This window comes from Pseudomonas sp. D3, from assembly GCF_029320995.1.
Taxonomy (GTDB): Bacteria; Pseudomonadota; Gammaproteobacteria; order Pseudomonadales; family Pseudomonadaceae; genus Aquipseudomonas; species Aquipseudomonas paraveronii.
The window spans coordinates 639,151-657,427 of sequence record NZ_CP119772.1 but is presented as its reverse complement, the minus strand read 5'-3'; the positions used below and the strand labels follow the sequence as shown (position 1 = coordinate 657,427).

Sequence of the window (18,277 nt, the reverse complement as noted above, 5' to 3'; positions counted from 1 at the left end):
GCCGGGGCTTTTTGTTGGTGCGCTACAACGGCTTAGCCGTTGAACACATCATCCACGCTTTGCAGCGGGTAGTTTTTCGGATACGGCAGGGTGGCCACACCGGTCTCAATCGCGGCTTTGGCCACGGCGTCGGAGATCAGGGTGATCAGGCGCTTGTCCATTGGTTTCGGAATGATGTACTCACGACCGAATTCCAGCTTGGCGCCACCGTAGGCATCGCACACATCCTGAGGCACCGGCAGCTTGGCCAGTTCACGCAGGGCGTTGGCGGCAGCCACTTTCATTTCTTCGTTGATGCGCTTGGCGCGAACGTCCAGGGCACCACGGAAGATGAACGGGAAGCCCAGTACGTTGTTGACCTGGTTCGGGTAGTCCGAACGGCCGGTGGCCATGATCACGTCGTCGCGGGTGGCGTGTGCCAGTTCCGGCGCGATCTCTGGGTCCGGGTTGGAGCAGGCGAACACGATCGGGTTGGCCGCCATGGCCTTCAGGCCTTCAGCGCTCAGCAGGTTCGGACCGGACAGGCCGACGAACACGTCGGCACCGTCGAGGGCTTCAGCCAGGGTGCGCTTGGAGGACGGATGCGCAAACATCGCCTTGTACTGGTTCAGGTCGGTACGCTCGGACTGGATCACGCCCTTGCTGTCGACCATGTAGATGTTTTCCAGCTTGGCGCCCATGCTGACGATCAGCTTCATGCACGAAATGGCCGCAGCACCGGCGCCCAGGCAGACGATCTTGGCGTCAGCCAGGGTTTTGCCAGCGATTTCCAGGGCGTTGATCATGCCGGCCGCAGTAACGATCGCGGTGCCGTGCTGGTCATCGTGGAATACCGGAATGTCGCACTGCTCGATCAGGGCCTTTTCGATCTCGAAGCACTCAGGTGCCTTGATGTCTTCCAGGTTGATGCCACCGAAGGTGATGGAAATGCGCTTGACGGTGTCGATGAAAGCCTGCGGACTCTCGGAATCGACTTCGATGTCGAACACGTCGATGCCGGCAAAGCGCTTGAACAGAACGCCCTTACCTTCCATGACTGGCTTGGAGGCCAATGGGCCGAGGTTACCCAGGCCGAGAATCGCGGTGCCATCGGAAATCACTGCAACCAGGTTGCCTTTGCCGGTGTATTTGTACGCCAATTCAGGGTCACGGGCGATTTCACGTACAGGCTCGGCAACACCAGGGCTGTAGGCCAGCGACAGGTCGCGGGCGGTGGCAGTGGCTTTGGTGAGCTCTACACTCAGCTTTCCTGGACGAGGAAGGGCATGATATTCGAGAGCGGCAGTTTTCAAATCAGACATATCGGCATTCCGCTTTTACTGTTGGTCGACGGACCGCCGAGGATACTCGTGTCGTAAAGCCCCTACAAGACTGGACAGTCACTGGTGTCAAGGGCTATGCACTACGACTTTTGGCCAAGAGCTGCGGGATACAAGGAGCGGACTGCTCACAATCCACTTAAAAAATGTCTACAATTTTTCTTCCGATATCGATTTCAACAAGCGCAATTGCGCTGGAGTTCCTGCCGGGCCGCCGACAGCCAAATCGCGGGCACAAAAAAGGCGCCCACAAGGGGCGCCTTTTTCAACAGCTGGCAAAAGCCCATAGGGCTTTTGAGCCTTACTCTGCCGGAGTAGCAGCAGGCTTCTTGCCGAAAGCACCAAAGCGATCTGCGAAGCGCTGTACGCGGCCGCCAGTGTCCAGAGTTTTCTGCTTACCGGTGTAGAACGGGTGGCACTCGTTGCATACGTCAGTGCCCAGTGGCTTGCACAGGTTCGAACGGGTTTCGAACTTGTTGCCGCAGCTGCAGGTGACTTCGATGGTTTCGTACGCTGGATGGATACCGGCTTTCATGGTGACTTCCTCAGGCTAGCGTGCCGCCACTCGACACCATTGTCGAATACCGCACGTAATTAGGCCGCGAATTCTACCAGACCTTTTTAAACGCGCAAGCGCCGCTCTGCATCGATTCAGTACACCAACGCCCCTTTCATCCGAAAACCGCGGCATACCCAACGCATCCCTCGTCTGCTAGGCTCCCGCCCTTCGTCATCACCCTCCTTATAGAGAACCCCTCGCGTGCCCGACGCCATTTTGCGCCTAGCCCTGCCCTCGCCCCTGCGCCGCCTGTTCGACTACAGGGCCCCGGCTGGCGTGCTGCGGGCGCAGTTGCAGCCAGGCATGCGGGTACGGGTGCCCTTTGGGCGCAGGGAAATGATCGGCATCCTGGTAGAAGTGGCCGATCACAGCGAAGTCCCGGCAGAAAAGCTCAAGCCGGCCGTGGCCATCCTCGACGCCACCCCGCCGCTGCCACCCGCGCTGTTCAAGCTGTGCCTGTGGACTGCCCAGTATTACCAGCACAGCCTGGGCGACACCTTGAGCTGGGCGCTGCCGGTGCTGCTGCGCCAGGGCGAGTTGGCTGAAGCACGCCAGGAGCGCTTCTGGTCGACGGTGCCCGGCGCACGCCTCGACGACCCGCGCATCGCCCGCGCTCCGCGCCAGCGTGAAGCCCTCGCGACGCTGGCCCAGCACCCCCATGGCGTGGCCCATCAGCTCTTGAGCAAGCTGATGCTGAGCAAAGACAGCCTCGACCTGCTGCTCGCCAAAGGCCTGGTGCAAGTCGAGATCCGCAAGCACGCCCCGGACCCGCGCCATGAACACTGGCTGGCCCAACCGGAATTGCCGCTGAACCCCGAACAGCGTGCGGCCTATGAAGCCATTCGCGCAGGGTTTGACAGCTTTCACGCGTTCCTGCTGGCCGGCGTGACCGGCAGCGGCAAGACCGAAGTCTATCTGCAGTTGATCCGCGAAACCCTACAGGCGGGCAAACAGGCGCTGGTGCTGATCCCCGAGATCAACCTCGGCCCGCAAACCCTGGCGCGTTTCGAACAGCGCTTCAACGCACGCATCGCCCTGGTGCATTCGGCGGTCAACGACCGTGAACGCCTGGAGTCGTGGCTGGCGGCGCGGGACGGCGAGGCCGACATTATTATCGGCACCCGCTCGGCGCTGTTCACCCCGATGAAAAACCCCGGGCTGATCATCATCGACGAAGAACACGACGGTTCGTATAAGCAGCAGGAAGGCCTGCGCTACCACGCCCGCGACCTGGCCCTGGTGCGTGCGCGCCAGGAAGACATCCCGATCGTACTGGGTTCGGCCACCCCTTCCCTGGAAAGCCTGCATAACGCCTACACCGGCCGTTATGGCCTGCTACGGCTGAATGAGCGCGCAGGCGGCGCCAAGCAACCGCGCTTCCTACGCCTGGATGTAAAAAGCCGGCCACTGGACAGCGGCATTTCCGGGCCGATGCAACAAGCCATCGGCCAGACCCTCGCCGCTGGCCAGCAAGTCCTGGTGTTTCTCAATCGTCGCGGCTTCGCGCCGACCTTGTTGTGCCATGACTGCGGCTGGATGTCCGAATGCGAACGCTGCGATGCGCGCATGACCGTCCACCAGCGCCATGGCGAGTTGCGCTGCCATCACTGCGGCCATGTGGAACGCGTGCCGCGTCATTGCCCGCAATGCGGCAAAGTCGACCTGCGACCGGTTGGCGCGGGCACCGAACGCGCCGAAGAACGCCTGGGCATTCTGTTCCCGGACTACCCGGTGCTGCGGGTCGATCGCGACAGCACCTCGCGCAAAGACGCGATGAACCAGCTGTTCGCCACCATCCAGAAGGGCCAACCGTGCATCCTGGTGGGCACGCAGATGCTTGCCAAGGGGCATCACTTCCCCCGGGTGACCCTGGTGTCGATCCTGGATGCCGACGGCGGCTTGTTCTCCGGGGACTTCCGCGCCAGCGAGCGCATGGCGCAGTTGATCGTGCAAGTGGCCGGGCGTGCCGGGCGTGCCGAGGAGCCGGGCAAGGTGATCATCCAGACCCACCTGGCTGACCATCCGCTGCTGATTCAACTGACCGAACAAGGTTATTTCGCGTTTGCCGAGCAGGCCTTGAGCGAACGCCGCGCCGCCGGCCTGCCGCCCTTTGCTCACCTCGCGCTGCTGCGTGCCGAGGCGCACAAGCCGGGCCAGGCGGAGGGGTTTCTCGATGAAGCCTGCAGCGCCGCCGAACGTCTGCTCGGCGAACTGGGCCTGAGCGGCATCGAATTGCTCGGCCCGGTGCCCGCGCCCATGGAGCGCCGAGCCGGACGGTATCGCGCTCAGCTACTCTTGCAGGCGACGTCACGCGCGCCGCTGCATCGGCTATTAAGTAGCTGGTTACTTGCGCTGGAGCAAATGCCCAGCGGACGCCAGGTGCGATGGTCGATGGATGTGGACCCGGTCGATTTGTATTGATAGTTAAATCGCCATCACCGGCACGCCAGGCCCCGCATTTTGAAATGTGAACACGCTTAAATGTGGCAGCGGGCTTACCCGCGATGAGGCCCGCAGGTCCGCCATCTGGTCTGAACGGTTGGCAAGCCTGCCCTCGCCACGGATAATGCCCAGTTTTTCCACCTGCGCATCGCGCGCCACCGCTTGCGGTCGAAAGAGAACACCATGAAAGACACCATTCGCCAGCTGATCCAACAAGCCCTCACCCAACTCGTCAACGAAGGTGTGTTGCCTGAAGGCCTGACGCCGGCGATCCAGGTGGAAAACACCCGCGACAAGACCCACGGTGACTTCGCCAGCAACATCGCGATGATGCTGGCCAAGCCGGCCGGCATGAAGCCGCGCGACCTGGCGGAGAAAATCATCGCCGCGCTGCCGGCCGATCCGCAGGTGAGCAAGGCCGAAATCGCCGGCCCGGGCTTTATCAATATCTTCCAGAACACCGAGGCCCTGGCTTCACGCCTCGATGCCGCCCTGGCCGACGCCAAAATCGGCGTGCGCAAGGCCGGCCCCGCAGAGCGCGTGGCCATCGACCTGTCGGCGCCCAACCTGGCCAAAGAGATGCACGTCGGCCACCTGCGCTCGACCATCATCGGCGACGGCGTGGCACGGGTGCTGGAGTTTCTCGGCGACACCGTGATCCGTCAGAACCACGTGGGCGACTGGGGCACCCAGTTCGGCATGCTGATGGCCTACCTGCAGGAAAACCCGATCACCAGCAACGAGCTGTCGGACCTGGAAAACTTCTACCGCGCCGCGAAGAAGCGCTTCGACGAATCCGAAGCCTTCGCCGACCGCGCCCGTGGCCTGGTGGTCAAGCTGCAAGCCGGCGACAAGGAATGCCTGGCGCTGTGGTCGCGTTTCCGCGAAATCTCTCTGGCCCACTGCCAGAAAATCTACGAACTGCTCAACGTCAAGCTGACCATGGCCGACGTCATGGGCGAAAGCGCCTACAACGACGACCTGATCAACGTGGTCAACGACCTCAAGGCCAAAGGCCTGCTGGTGGAAAGTAACGGCGCGCAGTGCGTGTTCCTCGAAGAATTCAAGACCGCCGAGGGCGAGCCGCTGCCGGTGATCATCGTCAAGGCCGATGGTGGCTACCTCTACGCCACCACCGACCTGGCCGCCGTGCGCTACCGCAGCGGCGTGCTCAAGGCCGACCGTGCGTTGTATTTCGTCGACCAGCGCCAGGCCCTGCACTTCCAGCAGGTGTTCGAAGTAGCGCGCCGCGCCGGTTTCGTCACGCACCCGATGCACATGGAACACATGGGGTTCGGCACCATGAACGGCGCCGACGGCCGCCCGTTCAAGACCCGTGACGGCGGCACCGTGAAGCTGATCGACCTGCTGAACGAAGCTCAGGAACGTGCCTACAACCTGGTGAAGGAAAAGAACCCGGAGCTGGCGGACGCCGACCTGCGCAACATCGCTCGCGTGGTGGGCATTGGCGCGGTGAAATACGCCGACCTGTCCAAGCACCGCACCAGCGACTACAGCTTCAACTTCGAGCTGATGCTCAACTTCGAAGGCAACACCGCGCCGTATCTGCTGTACGCCTATACCCGCGTGGCCGGGGTGTTCCGCAAGCTGGGCAAGGACTTCAGCGAAGTGCAGGGGCAGATCGTGCTGGAAGCGCCCCAGGAACAGGAACTGGGCGCCAAACTGGCGCAATTCGCTGAAGTGCTGAACAGCGTCGGCGAGAAAGGCACGCCGCATATCCTCTGCACGTACCTGTACGAAGTCGCCGGGCTGTTCTCCAGCTTCTACGAGAACTGCCCGATCCTCACCGCCGACGACGAAGCCCACAAGCAAAGTCGCCTGCGCCTCGCCGCACTGGCTGGACGGACCCTCAAGCAAGGCCTGGAACTGTTGGGCCTGGAAACTCTGGAGCGTATGTAAGTTGGCTGCCAAGAAAAAACCTGCACCCAAGCGTGGCGCCAGCCGCTACCAGGCACCGGCGAAGAAGCCTATTCCGGGCTGGCTGTGGATGGCCATCGGCCTCACGGTCGGCGCGTTCATCGTATTTCTGATGAAGCTGGACCCAGGCCAGGGCGATGACGTCAAACGGGTCAAACAGGAGCAGCAAAAAGCCACGAAAATGGCCGAAGCCAACAAGACCGCCCCAAGCCCGACCGCGCCGGTGAAGCCGAAGTACGACTTCTACACGCTGCTGCCGGAATCGGAAGTGATCGTGCCGCCCGACGCCGTGCCGGAGAAAACCCTGCCGACGCCGCAAGTACCGACCACGCCGGTCACCCCGGCGGAAGCGGCCAAAATCGACACGGCACGGGCCCAGGCCGCGCTGGCCGGGATCACCCCGCCGCCACCGCCGCCGGTTGCGACCACCAAGGCGGCGCCGGTGACCAAGTTCTTCCTGCAGGCGGGCTCGTTCCCGAAACAGGCGGACGCCGATCGCGTGCGGGCGCAGATCATCCTGCTGGGCCAGGCGGTCACGGTGGAATCCGGCACCGTGAAGGACGCGACGTGGTATCGCGTGTTGGTGGGGCCATTCAGCAACCGTGAACAACTGACCGTGGCGCAGAAACAATTGGCCGGCGCGGGCTTTAGCAACCTGTTGTTACAACAGCGCCAGAGCCGCTGATCTAAAGCCAATACGGATCAAAATGTGGGAGGGGCTTGCCCCCGATAGCGGTAGATCAGTCAATATTTTCGGCGACTGATACACCGCGATCGGGGGCAAGTCGAATCGTCGCACCGCCCCTCCCACATTGGTTTTAGGCGGTTCTCGAAAGTGTGTCAGACCAATAGACACCATTCGTCCGTACCAACCTCCCAAGGTTGAAATCATCCCCGCTACCCCCATATCAGTTCCCACCAGGGCATTTTCGCCCCGCTGCGTGGAGACTCTCCTCTTGACCACCATCGTTTCAGTACGTCGCCACGGCAAAGTCGTCATGGGCGGCGACGGCCAGGTTTCTCTTGGCAATACCGTGATGAAAGGCAACGCAAAGAAAGTGCGCCTCCTGTACCACGGCCAGGTGCTCGCGGGCTTTGCCGGCGCTACCGCCGACGCCTTCACCCTGTTCGAGCGTTTCGAAGGCCAACTGGAAAAACACCAGGGTCATTTGGTTCGCGCCGCCGTCGAACTCGCCAAAGAATGGCGCACCGACCGCTCCCTCAGCCGCCTCGAAGCCATGCTGGCCGTCGCCAACAAAGACGCGTCCCTGATCATCACCGGTAACGGCGATGTGGTTGAGCCTGAACACGGGCTGATCGCCATGGGTTCCGGCGGTGGCTTCGCCCAAGCGGCAGCCAGCGCACTGTTGAAGAAAACCGACCTGTCGGCCCGCGAAATCGTCGAGACCGCACTCGGTATCGCCGGCGATATCTGCGTGTTCACCAACCACAACTTCACCATTGAGGAGCAGGACCTCGCCGAGTAAGCCGTAGGCTTATTCCCGCTTGAGGACCGCAAACACTATGTCCATGACTCCCCGCGAAATCGTCCATGAACTCAATCGCCATATCATCGGCCAGGACGATGCCAAGCGCGCCGTTGCCATCGCGCTGCGTAACCGCTGGCGCCGGATGCAACTGCCGGAAGAACTGCGCGTTGAAGTAACGCCGAAGAACATCCTGATGATCGGCCCGACCGGCGTCGGTAAAACCGAGATCGCCCGGCGCCTGGCTAAGCTGGCCAATGCCCCGTTCATCAAGGTCGAAGCGACCAAGTTCACCGAAGTCGGCTACGTGGGCCGCGACGTTGAATCGATCATTCGTGACCTGGCCGACGCCGCTCTGAAACTGCTGCGCGAACAGGAAATGACCAAGGTCAGCCACCGCGCCGAAGACGCCGCCGAAGAACGCATCCTCGACGCCCTGCTGCCACCGGCCCGCATGGGCTTCAACGAAGACGCCGCACCCGCCTCGGATTCCAACACCCGTCAGCTGTTCCGCAAGCGCCTGCGTGAAGGCCAGTTGGACGACAAGGAAATCGAGATCGAAGTCGCCGAAATGTCCGGCGTCGACATCTCCGCGCCGCCTGGCATGGAAGAAATGACCAGCCAGTTGCAGAACCTGTTCGCCAACATGGGCAAGGGCAAGAAAAAAAGCCGCAAGCTCAAGGTGAAGGACGCGCTGAAGCTGGTGCGCGACGAAGAAGCCGGGCGCCTGGTCAATGAGGAAGAACTCAAGGCCAAGGCCCTGGAAGCGGTCGAGCAGCACGGCATCGTGTTTATCGATGAGATCGACAAAGTGGCCAAGCGCGGTAACTCCGGCGGCGTCGACGTGTCCCGCGAGGGCGTACAGCGCGACCTGCTGCCGCTGATCGAAGGCTGCACCGTCAACACCAAGCTGGGCATGGTCAAGACCGACCACATCCTGTTTATCGCGTCCGGTGCGTTCCACCTGAGCAAACCAAGCGACCTGGTGCCGGAACTGCAAGGCCGCCTGCCGATTCGCGTGGAGCTCAAGGCGCTGACCCCGGGCGACTTCGAACGCATCCTCAGCGAGCCGCACGCCTCGCTCACCGAGCAATACCGTGAGCTGCTGAAAACCGAAGGCCTCGCCATCGAGTTCCTGCCGGACGGCATCAAGCGCCTGGCGGAAATCGCCTGGCAGGTCAACGAGAAGACCGAGAACATCGGTGCCCGTCGCCTGCACACCTTGCTCGAACGCCTGCTCGAGGAAGTGTCCTTCAGCGCCGGCGACCTGGCCGGTGCGCAGAATGGCGAAGCGATCCAGATCGACGCCGACTACGTCAACAGCCACCTGGGCGAATTGGCGCAGAACGAAGATCTGTCTCGCTATATCCTGTAAACCTCACACAGCACTGCTTTGCTTCAATGTAGGAGGGGGCTTGCCCCCTCCCACATTTTGAAGCCGGTTTATTCAGGACCCTCATCAATGTCGAAATTTCCTACTGCTGTAAACCTGCACAAAACCTCAAACACCCTCGGCCTCACCTACGGCGCCGAAGAGGTCTACCAGTTGCCCGCCGAATTCCTCCGGGTACATTCGCCTTCCGCCGAAGTCCAGGGCCACGGCAAACCGATCCTGCAATTCGGCAAGCTCAACGTGCGCTTGAGCAAGATCGAACCGGCCGGTCAGTACGCACTGAAATTGATCTTCGACGACGGGCACGACAGTGGATTGTTCACCTGGGACTACCTCTATCAATTGGCCGTGCGTCAGGACGCGCTGTGGATCGATTACCTCGCCGAACTCAAAGCGGCCGGTAAAACCCGCGACCCGGATCAGTCGGTCGTGCGGCTGATGCTCTAGCCCAGGCTTCTTGCTCTTTAGAGGGCATTTTCTAATTCCATCTGCTTGAATGCCCACTCCTGTGGCCAATGATTGGCCCACTTGCGAAAAAAAATAAACTCGGGTAACCAATGGAACTGGCAAGTTCCCTGCATTTGACGATGCGGTATCAACGGTCACCCGAGTCGCAGTACCTGGCTTGTGTTGTGTATCGAAACGTGGTGCGCAGCGGTACCCGGTACTCGTCTTTCGGACAATGGAGCGTCGTAGATGAGTAACAAGAATAACGATGACTTGAAACGCCAGGCCTCGGAAAACACCTTGGGGCTGAACCCGATCATCGCGTTACGTAAAAAGGACTTATTGGCCTCGGCGAAGATGGTGCTGAGCCAAGCCATCAGACAACCGTTGCACAGCGTCAAGCATGTCGCCCACTTTGGCGTCGAATTGAAAAATGTGATGTTCGGCAAGTCCGTGCTAGCGCCCGAAAGCGATGACCGTCGCTTTCAAGACCCGGCCTGGAGCCAGAACCCACTCTACAAACGTTACCTGCAAACCTACCTGGCGTGGCGCAAGGAACTGCACGACTGGATCGGCGACAGCAACCTGTCGGAGCAGGACATCAGCCGCGGTCACTTCGTGATCAACCTGATGACCGAAGCCATGGCCCCCTCCAATACGGCGGCCAACCCGGCGGCGGTCAAGCGCTTCTTTGAAACCGGCGGCAAAAGCCTGCTGGACGGCCTGTCCCACCTGGCCAAGGACATGGTGCATAACGGCGGCATGCCGAGCCAGGTCAACATGGGCGCCTTTGAAGTGGGCAAGTCCCTGGGCACCACCGAAGGCGCGGTGGTGTTTCGCAATGACGTGCTGGAGCTGATCCAGTACAAGCCAATCACCGAACAGGTCCACGAACGCCCGCTGCTGGTGGTGCCGCCGCAGATCAACAAATTCTATGTCTTCGACCTGAGCCCGGATAAGAGCCTGGCACGTTTCTGCCTGCGCAACGGCCAGCAGACGTTTATCGTCAGTTGGCGTAATCCGACCAAGGCCCAGCGCGAATGGGGCCTGTCGACGTATATCGAGGCGCTCAAGGAAGCGGTCGATGTGGTCACCGCGATTACCGGCAGCAAAGACATCAACATGCTCGGCGCCTGCTCCGGCGGTATCACCTGCACCGCCCTGCTCGGCCACTACGCGGCGCTGGGGGAGAAGAAGGTCAACGCCCTGACCCTGCTGGTGAGCGTGCTCGACACCACGCTGGACACGCAGGTGGCGCTGTTTGTGGATGAACAGACACTGGAAGCGGCCAAGCGCCATTCCTACCAGGCCGGCGTACTGGAAGGCCGCGACATGGCCAAGGTGTTTGCCTGGATGCGCCCCAACGACCTGATCTGGAATTACTGGGTCAACAACTACCTGCTGGGCAACGAGCCGCCGGTGTTCGACATCCTGTTCTGGAACAACGACACCACGCGCTTGCCGGCGGCATTCCACGGCGACCTGATCGAGCTGTTCAAGAACAACCCGCTGGTGCGCGCCAATGCCCTGGAGGTGTGCGGCACGCCGATCGACCTCAAGCAGGTCACAGCCGATATCTACTCATTGGCTGGCACCAACGACCACATCACGCCGTGGCAGTCCTGCTACAAGTCGGCGCAACTGTTTGGCGGCAAGGTGGAATTTGTGCTGTCCAGCAGCGGGCATATCCAGAGCATTCTCAACCCGCCGGGCAACCCCAAGGCGCGCTACCAGACCAGCGACAGCCTGGCGGGAAAACCGCTGGAGTGGCAGGAAAATGCCACCAAGCACACGGATTCCTGGTGGTTGCATTGGCAGGTGTGGCAGGCAGAACGGGCGGGCAAGTTGAAGAAGGCACCGACGACATTAGGCAATAAAACCTACGCCGCAGCCGAAGCCGCACCGGGTACCTATGTGCATGAACGCTAGAGCACACTTTTTTTGCATTGAAATGGGATCAAATGTGGGAGGGGGCTTGCCCCCGATGCAGGCGGCGCGGTGTATCTGTTACACCGCAGTGATGCTATCGGGAGCAAGCCCCCTCCCACATTTGGAGTGCATTCTAGCTGGAATACTTCACAGGGCTTGAGCATGCCGCAACCGTTCATCTTCCGCACCATCGACCTGGATGGCCAAACCATCCGCACGGCGGTACGCCCGGGCAAGCCGCACTTGACGCCGCTGCTGATCTTCAACGGCATCGGCGCCAACCTCGAGCTGGTGTTTCCGTTCGTCCAGGCGCTGGACCCGGACCTGGAAGTGATCGCCTTCGATGTACCGGGCGTCGGCGGTTCCTCCACGCCCAAGCGGCCGTATCGCTTTCCCGGCCTGGCCAAACTCACCGCGCGCATGCTCGATTACCTGGACTACGGCCAGGTGAATGTGGTGGGCGTGTCCTGGGGCGGCGCGTTGGCGCAGCAGTTTGCCTACGACTACCCGGAGCGCTGCAAGAAGCTGATTCTCGCCGCGACCGCCGCCGGTGCGGTGATGGTGCCAGGCAAGCCGAAAGTGCTGTGGCTGATGGCGAGCCCGCGGCGCTATATCCAGCCGTCCCACGTGGTGCGCATTGCGCCGATGATTTATGGCGGCTCGTTCCGTCGCGATTCGAAACTGGCCGCCGAACACGCGAGCAAAGTGCGCTCGGCCGGCAAGCTGGGCTACTACTGGCAACTGTTCGCAGGGCTGGGCTGGACCAGCATCCACTGGCTGCACAAGATCCGTCAGCCGACCCTGGTGCTGGCCGGGGACGACGACCCGCTGATCCCGCTGATCAACATGCGCATGCTCGCCTGGCGTATTCCCAACGCACAGTTGCACATCATCGATGATGGCCACCTGTTCCTGATCACCCGCGCCGAAGCCGTGGCGCCGATCATCATGAAATTTCTCGAGGAGGAGCGCCTGCGCGCGGTGATTCATCCCCGTCCGGCGGTGTAAGGACCACACCGCAGCGCAACTTGCCGAGAACCGACTATGGTTCTGAATTGGCGTGCCTGTTGATGGTTTGACGAAGGAGTGTTGGCTCATGCGAGAAAGACCCGTGACGAACCCGGCGCCCACCCCTGCCGTGTTCATCAACGCGCAAAATGCGATCACCGGCCTGCGCGGCCGGGACTTGCTGTCGACTCTGCGCAGCGTCGCCGCCCACAGTTTGCGCAACCCGGTGCATACCGCCCGTCATGCCCTGGCCCTCGGCGGCCAACTGGGGCGCGTGCTGCTCGGCGAAACGGTGCATGAACCCAACCCCCACGACAGCCGCTTCATCGACCCGACCTGGGCCCTCAACCCGCTGTATCGGCGTAGCCTGCAGGCGTATTTGAGCTGGCAGAAACAGACCCGCCGCTGGATCGATGACAGCACCCTGAACGCCGATGACCGCGCCCGTGCGCACTTCGCCTTCAGCCTGATCAACGATGCGGTATCGCCCTCCAACACCCTGCTCAACCCGCTAGCCATCAAGGAGTTGCTCAACTCCGGCGGCAACAGCGTGGTGCGCGGCGTAAGTAACCTGTTCGAAGACTTGCTGCACAACAACGGCCTGCCGCGCCAGGTCAGCAAGCACGCCTTTGAAGTGGGCAAGACCGTTGCCACCACCCCAGGCTCGGTGGTGTTTCGCAATGAACTGCTGGAGCTGATCCAGTACAAGCCCATGAGCGAAAAACAGTACGCCAAACCGCTGCTGATCGTGCCGCCGCAAATCAACAAGTACTACATCTTCGACCTGAGCCCAGCCAACAGCTTTGTGCAGTACGCCCTGAAAAATGGCCTGCAGACCTTCATCGTCAGCTGGCGCAACCCGGATGTACGCCACCGCGAATGGGGCCTGTCCACCTATGTGGCCGCGCTGGAGGAGGCACTCAACGTCTGCCGCGCCATCACCGGCGCCCGCGAGGTCAACCTGATGGGCGCCTGTGCCGGCGGCCTGACCATCGCCGCCCTGCAAGGCCACCTGCAAGCCAAGCGCCAACTGCGCCGTGTCTCCAGCGCCAGCTATCTGGTGAGCCTGCTCGACAGCCAGATCGACAGCCCCGCCACCCTGTTCGCCGACGAGCAAACCCTGGAAGCCGCCAAGCGCCGCTCCTACCAGCAGGGCGTGCTGGATGGCCGCGACATGGCCAAGGTGTTTGCCTGGATGCGCCCCAACGACCTGATCTGGAACTACTGGATAAACAACTACCTGTTGGGCAAGGAACCGCCGGCCTTCGACATCCTGTACTGGAACAACGACAACACGCGCCTGCCCGCCGCCCTGCATGGCGACCTGCTGGACTTCTTCAAGCACAACCCGCTGAGCCATCCCGGTGGCCTGGAGGTGTGCGGCACGCCCATCGACCTGCAAAAGGTCACGGTGGACAGCTTCAGCGTGGCCGGGATCAACGACCACATCACGCCATGGGACGCGGTGTACCGCTCCACCCAATTGCTGGGCGGTGAGCGGCGCTTCGTGTTGTCCAACAGCGGGCATATCCAGAGCATCCTCAACCCGCCGGGCAACCCCAAGGCCAACTACGTCGAAAACCTCAAGCTGAGCAGCGACCCGCGCGCCTGGTACTACGACGCCAGCCATGTCGAAGGCAGTTGGTGGCCACAGTGGCTGGCCTGGATTCAACAGCGCTCGGGCGTACAACGCGAAACCCTCACCGCCCTGGGCAACCAGAATTACCCTCCGATGGAAGCAGCGCCAGGCACTTACGTGCGGGTCCGCTGAGCTCAACGATCCTATTTAAGAAGACCGGATGAAGACCCGCGACCGTATCCTCGAATGTGCCCTGCAGTTGTTCAACCACAAGGGCGAACCCAACGTGTCGACCATGGAGGTGGCCAATGAAATGGGGATCAGCCCCGGCAATCTCTACTACCACTTCCATGGCAAGGAGCCGCTGGTGCTCGGGCTGTTCGAGCGTTTTCAGAGTGAGCTGTCGCCCCTGCTCGATCCACCGCCGGGCGCGCAACTGGAGGCCCAGGATTACTGGCTGTTCCTGCACCTGATTGTCGAGCGCATGGCCCATTACCGGTTTCTGTTCCAGGACCTGTCGAACCTGGCGGGGCGCCTGCCGAAGCTGGCAAGGGGCATTCGCAACCTGCTCACGGCGCTCAAGCGCACCCTGGCGTCATTGCTCGCACGGCTGCAGGCGGCGGGGCAGTTGGTCAGCGGCACCCAGGCGCTGGGCCAACTGGTGGAACAGATCACGCTGACCCTGCTGTTTTCCCTGGACTACCAACGCATTCTCGACCGAGAAGGCGAGGTGCAGGTGGTGGTGTACCAGATCATGATGCTGGTCGCGCCGCACCTGTTGCCGGCGGCGCGGGAAGCAACGGAGCGCTTGGCGCTGCGCTATATGGACGATCCGGTTTAACTGTCCGTCTTACAGACACTGCGTCATTGAGGCTCACCGAACTGGTGAGAGAACTTGAACAGCTCGCAGTCACTCCGGATGCCCAATTTTCGATAAGCCGATTGTTTTTGCGTGCTGATCGTACTTGCGCTGCGCGAGAACTTTGCCGCAATCGAATTGACGGTCATACCATCCAAAAAACAACGCAGTACTTCCTGCTCCTTGGGCGTGAGGCAAGCATGCAAGCGTTGCGGGATCGATAACTCTTTGTTCGATCCGGTTGTCGCAATATCGCGAATCGGCGGTATCCCCCGTAGTGTCGGCAACATACAAGGCTGCAAGTAAATCCCGCCTTGGGCGACCGTGCGAATCGCCGTGATCAATTCAATCAGATTCTGGGTTTTGCCCAACACGCCCCAACTTCCGGCGTTCAACGCCAGTGAGACCGTAGCGGGGGTGTAGTGCGAAGCAACAACAATAGGCCTGCACTGGCTGAATCGTCGATTCAGCGTCTGGATCAGACTGAGGCCATCCATGTCCGAGGGCCCCAGGATAAAGTCCATCACCACGATATCCGCCGACCGCTGGGCGAGCGCCTCCAGCAACTCCCTGGCGGTCCCGAAGGAGCCGATGACAGTGAGATCGGCCTCTTTGCTCAGCCCCAATTCGATCCCCTGTCGAACCATCTCATGGTCATCGAGCAACATGACCGCATAGGTATCGGAAAGTGAAGTAGTCATCACGAAACCTGCATAAGTGGATTCAGCTCATGACAAACAAACTCTCGCCATTACACGCTCGGTATATCCCAGGCCAAACCACTGAGCAATACTGAAACAGACTAAGACTGACGCTTTCAGCAGTGTCTGACAGTTGTGTCTTACAGAAAAGTTGCAACAGCGCTATTTAGAAAAAACCCGAATAGGCGCCGATTGTTTTTTCGAACAATCACGAGACAAATTTCGTTACTTCTCTATAGGAAAACCACTGGTTCCAGCGAACAATTACGCCGTCCTCTCCACTTGAAAACGACAAACAAACTTCAGACCCATGGTTTGAAGTGGTGACGGGGCTACCGCTAATTTACGATCGGAAACACTATGAACAACAACGCACTATCCACCGTTGCGGCCATGCTTGCCGTGACCGCCGCCGTCTCGCAACCCGCTCTCGCGGCAACGGATGGCACCCTCAATTTCAGTGGGTTGGTGAACGACGTGACCTGTACCGTCGAAGGCTCGGCGCCGGGCACCGGCGCAGTGGTCAAGGACGTCAACCTGGGAGGCGTCGCCGCTGCGCGCCTGGCGAACCCGGGCGATCGCGCCAACCTGACCGGTTTCACCATTCGCATCGGTGGGCCGGGCGAAGGCAGTTGCGCTAACGGCCGCACCGCGATGGTGGCTTTCGACCCAACCAGCCCGGCCATCGATGTGGCGACCGGGCGTTTGAACATCGATGGCTACAACGACCCGGCCGACACCACCAACGCCAAGAACGTACAGATCGAAGTGACTAACCGCGATGGCTCTCCCATCCACGTCTACACCGAGAAATCGGCGGGGGTGGTGATCGCCGACAACCAGGCCGTCATCCCACTGGCCGCGCAAATGTACGCCAGCGGCGCCGCCACCGAAGGAACGGTCCGCACGCGGGTCGGCTTCCTGGTCGAGTACGCCGATTAAGGGACCAGCATGCCGGCCTTGCACGCAACGGACCTGCGCCGTCGTGCAGGGTCTGCCCGCTGACTCGAAGAGCATTCAGATGATGAAAACAATCGCCCGCCTTGCCCTAGCCTGCTGTGCTGTCGGAGGGTTCTCGCTGCTAGCATCCAGCGCCCACGCGGGCGTGATTATCTACGGCACACGCGTAATCTACCCAGCCGACCGGCAAGAGGTGGTTGTACGCCTGGAGAACAAGGGCAACCGCCCGGCGCTGGTGCAGACCTGGCTGGATGCCGGCGACGTGCGCTCGACACCCGCGACAGCGCAAACACCGTTCAGCCTGTCGCCGTCGATCTTCCGCATCGAGCCCCATCAGCAACAGGCGGTGCGCCTGCGCTATGCCGGCGAATCAGCCCCCGGCGACCGTGAACGCCTGTACTGGCTGAATGTGCTCGAAGTCCCCCCGCTGGCCGCCGATGCCGCGCAGAACAACCAGATCGAACTCGCGTTCCGCAGCCGCTTGCGGGTATTCCTGCGACCGCAGGCACTGCCCTACCCGGTCAGCAGCGCCCCGGCGAAACTGCAATGGCAACTGGTGCGCCACGACCAGGGTTTTGCCCTACAGGCAACCAATCCGACGCCGTACCATATTTCCCTCACCTCGGTTGACTTGCTGAGCGACGGCAAACGCTTCAGCAAAGCACCGAACAAGGCCGCCAACGACAGCCTGTTGATGCCGGCCGGTGATGTGAAACGCTTTGTACTGCCGCTGCTGCGCGAACGCCCCAGTGGCGCGCCCCAGGTTGAGTTCACGACGGTCAGCGACTTCGGCGCCCGCGTGCGCCATTCGGCGGGCCTCACCCCTGCCTCCACCCAGTGACTGACGGTATGAACGCTACTTCCCTTTCACACCTGCCAGCCAAGTGCCTGCTGTTGACGTGGGCGCTGTTCGGCGCCGCCGTCGTGCAGGCCAGCGTGGTGATCAACAGCACGCGCATCGTCTACCCGCAGCAAGCCAAGGAGGTGACGGTCCGGCTCGAAAGCAAGAACCAGGCGCCGGTGCTGATCCAGGCATGGCTGGACAACGGCGACGAGCGCTCGACGCCGGACCTCGCCGGAATCCCCTTTGTCGCCACGCCACCGATCTTTCGCATGGAGCCGGGTAAACAACAGGTCGTGCGCCTGGCCTACACGGGCGACACCTTGCCGTCGGCCGAGGAAAGCCTGTTCTGGTTCAACGTACTGGAAGTGCCCGCGCAGACGCCAGGCGCCCAACAGGGCAACCAGTTGCAACTCGCCTTCCGCTCGCGGATCAAGCTGTTTTTCCGCCCGCAGAACCTGCCCTACGCGGTCGAGTCCGCGCCTGGAAAACTGCAATGGCGCCGCGTTTCGAGCGCGCAAGGCCAGGCGCTGGAGGTCTACAACCCGAGTCCTTATCACGTGACATTCGAACAGATCGACCTGCTGGAGTCGGGGCGGCGTCATCCCCGCCAGGTCGCCACATCAGGCGCCGAAAACATGGTGACACCCGGCGCTCGCCAGCGCTTCGCGCTACCCACCCTCAACACGCCGCCAGGTGCTGCGGCCACCGTAGAGTTCCGCACGCTCGACGATTTCGGGGCCAAGGTCTCGCACAGCACCAAGGTCGCGCCATGACCGCCTAAATACATCCGCCAGCACCTCTGCAGGCCGGCT

General features: G+C 61.4%; 17 protein-coding genes and 1 pseudogene. 13 read left to right on the top strand and 5 right to left on the bottom strand.

Annotated elements, in window-relative coordinates; all coding sequences use genetic code 11:
* Nucleotides 1-32: 32 nt before the first annotated feature.
* The 3 genes and pseudogenes from P3S72_RS02825 to rpmE form a co-directional block, all read right to left on the bottom strand.
* The gene (locus P3S72_RS02825; protein WP_247406539.1) at nt 33-1,301 is read right to left on the bottom strand and encodes a malic enzyme-like NAD(P)-binding protein; all 1,269 of its coding nucleotides are present in this window, start codon (nt 1,299-1,301) and stop codon (nt 33-35) included.
* Nucleotides 1,302-1,516: 215 nt separating this feature from the next.
* Nucleotides 1,517-1,606 (bottom strand): annotated as a pseudogene (locus P3S72_RS02820) (thermonuclease family protein); the annotation flags it as partial.
* A 14-nt stretch (nt 1,607-1,620) separates the two neighbouring features.
* The gene (gene rpmE / locus P3S72_RS02815; RefSeq protein ID WP_247406541.1) at nt 1,621-1,854 is read right to left on the bottom strand and encodes a 50S ribosomal protein L31; all 234 of its coding nucleotides are present in this window, start codon (nt 1,852-1,854) and stop codon (nt 1,621-1,623) included.
* A 225-nt stretch (nt 1,855-2,079) separates the two neighbouring features.
* On the opposite strand from rpmE, the gene P3S72_RS02810 reads away from it, so the two are divergent.
* Nucleotides 2,080-4,299 (top strand): primosomal protein N', encoded by a 2,220-nt coding sequence (locus P3S72_RS02810; protein ID WP_276195941.1) that lies wholly within the window; start codon nt 2,080-2,082, stop codon nt 4,297-4,299.
* Nucleotides 4,300-4,302: 3 nt separating this feature from the next.
* On the opposite strand, the gene P3S72_RS02805 is transcribed toward P3S72_RS02810, so the two are convergent.
* Nucleotides 4,303-4,533: a hypothetical protein gene (locus P3S72_RS02805; protein WP_276195940.1), complete on the bottom strand. Its 231-nt coding sequence runs from the start codon at nt 4,531-4,533 to the stop codon at nt 4,303-4,305.
* Here P3S72_RS02805 and argS point away from each other — a divergent pair.
* From argS to P3S72_RS02760, 9 genes are all read left to right on the top strand, one after another.
* Entirely contained in the window at nt 4,504-6,240 is a 1,737-nt protein-coding gene (gene argS, locus P3S72_RS02800) for an arginine--tRNA ligase (protein WP_276195939.1), read from the top strand. The genes P3S72_RS02805 and argS overlap by 30 nt on opposite strands.
* Nucleotide 6,241: 1 nt before the next feature.
* Nucleotides 6,242-6,943, top strand: coding sequence for an SPOR domain-containing protein (locus P3S72_RS02795; protein WP_276195938.1), 702 nt, complete (start codon nt 6,242-6,244; stop codon nt 6,941-6,943).
* Between the two features lie 271 nt (nt 6,944-7,214).
* Nucleotides 7,215-7,745: an ATP-dependent protease subunit HslV gene (hslV, locus tag P3S72_RS02790; RefSeq protein WP_247399883.1), complete on the top strand. Its 531-nt coding sequence runs from the start codon at nt 7,215-7,217 to the stop codon at nt 7,743-7,745.
* Nucleotides 7,746-7,782: 37 nt separating this feature from the next.
* Entirely contained in the window at nt 7,783-9,120 is a 1,338-nt protein-coding gene (hslU, locus tag P3S72_RS02785) for an ATP-dependent protease ATPase subunit HslU (RefSeq protein WP_276195936.1), read from the top strand.
* A gap of 87 nt (nt 9,121-9,207) precedes the next feature.
* Nucleotides 9,208-9,585 (top strand): DUF971 domain-containing protein, encoded by a 378-nt coding sequence (locus tag P3S72_RS02780; protein ID WP_276195935.1) that lies wholly within the window; start codon nt 9,208-9,210, stop codon nt 9,583-9,585.
* A gap of 249 nt (nt 9,586-9,834) precedes the next feature.
* Nucleotides 9,835-11,514, top strand: a complete 1,680-nt coding sequence (phaC, locus tag P3S72_RS02775; protein WP_276195933.1) for a class II poly(R)-hydroxyalkanoic acid synthase — start codon at nt 9,835-9,837, stop codon at nt 11,512-11,514.
* A gap of 162 nt (nt 11,515-11,676) precedes the next feature.
* Nucleotides 11,677-12,522, top strand: coding sequence for a poly(3-hydroxyalkanoate) depolymerase (gene phaZ / locus P3S72_RS02770; RefSeq protein WP_247399872.1), 846 nt, complete (start codon nt 11,677-11,679; stop codon nt 12,520-12,522).
* Between the two features lie 88 nt (nt 12,523-12,610).
* Nucleotides 12,611-14,293 (top strand): class II poly(R)-hydroxyalkanoic acid synthase, encoded by a 1,683-nt coding sequence (gene phaC, locus P3S72_RS02765; protein WP_276195932.1) that lies wholly within the window; start codon nt 12,611-12,613, stop codon nt 14,291-14,293.
* Nucleotides 14,294-14,321: 28 nt separating this feature from the next.
* Complete coding sequence (locus P3S72_RS02760) at nt 14,322-14,942, top strand: TetR/AcrR family transcriptional regulator (RefSeq protein WP_276195931.1); 621 nt, start codon at nt 14,322-14,324, stop codon at nt 14,940-14,942.
* Nucleotides 14,943-14,965: 23 nt separating this feature from the next.
* Here the strand turns inward: P3S72_RS02760 and P3S72_RS02755 are convergent, their stop codons facing one another.
* Nucleotides 14,966-15,661, bottom strand: a complete 696-nt coding sequence (locus tag P3S72_RS02755; protein ID WP_276195930.1) for a response regulator transcription factor — start codon at nt 15,659-15,661, stop codon at nt 14,966-14,968.
* A 360-nt stretch (nt 15,662-16,021) separates the two neighbouring features.
* Between P3S72_RS02755 and P3S72_RS02750 the strand changes: the two genes are divergently transcribed.
* From P3S72_RS02750 to P3S72_RS02740, 3 genes are all read left to right on the top strand, one after another.
* Nucleotides 16,022-16,603 carry a fimbrial protein gene (locus P3S72_RS02750; protein WP_276195929.1) on the top strand — a complete coding sequence of 194 codons (582 nt, stop codon included), beginning with the start codon at nt 16,022-16,024 and terminating at the stop codon, nt 16,601-16,603.
* An 82-nt stretch (nt 16,604-16,685) separates the two neighbouring features.
* On the top strand, nt 16,686-17,462 hold the full coding sequence (locus P3S72_RS02745) for a fimbria/pilus periplasmic chaperone (RefSeq protein WP_276197885.1): 777 nt from the start codon (nt 16,686-16,688) through the stop codon (nt 17,460-17,462).
* Between the two features lie 8 nt (nt 17,463-17,470).
* Nucleotides 17,471-18,238: a fimbria/pilus periplasmic chaperone gene (locus P3S72_RS02740; protein WP_276195928.1), complete on the top strand. Its 768-nt coding sequence runs from the start codon at nt 17,471-17,473 to the stop codon at nt 18,236-18,238.
* Nucleotides 18,239-18,277: the final 39 nt, after the last annotated feature.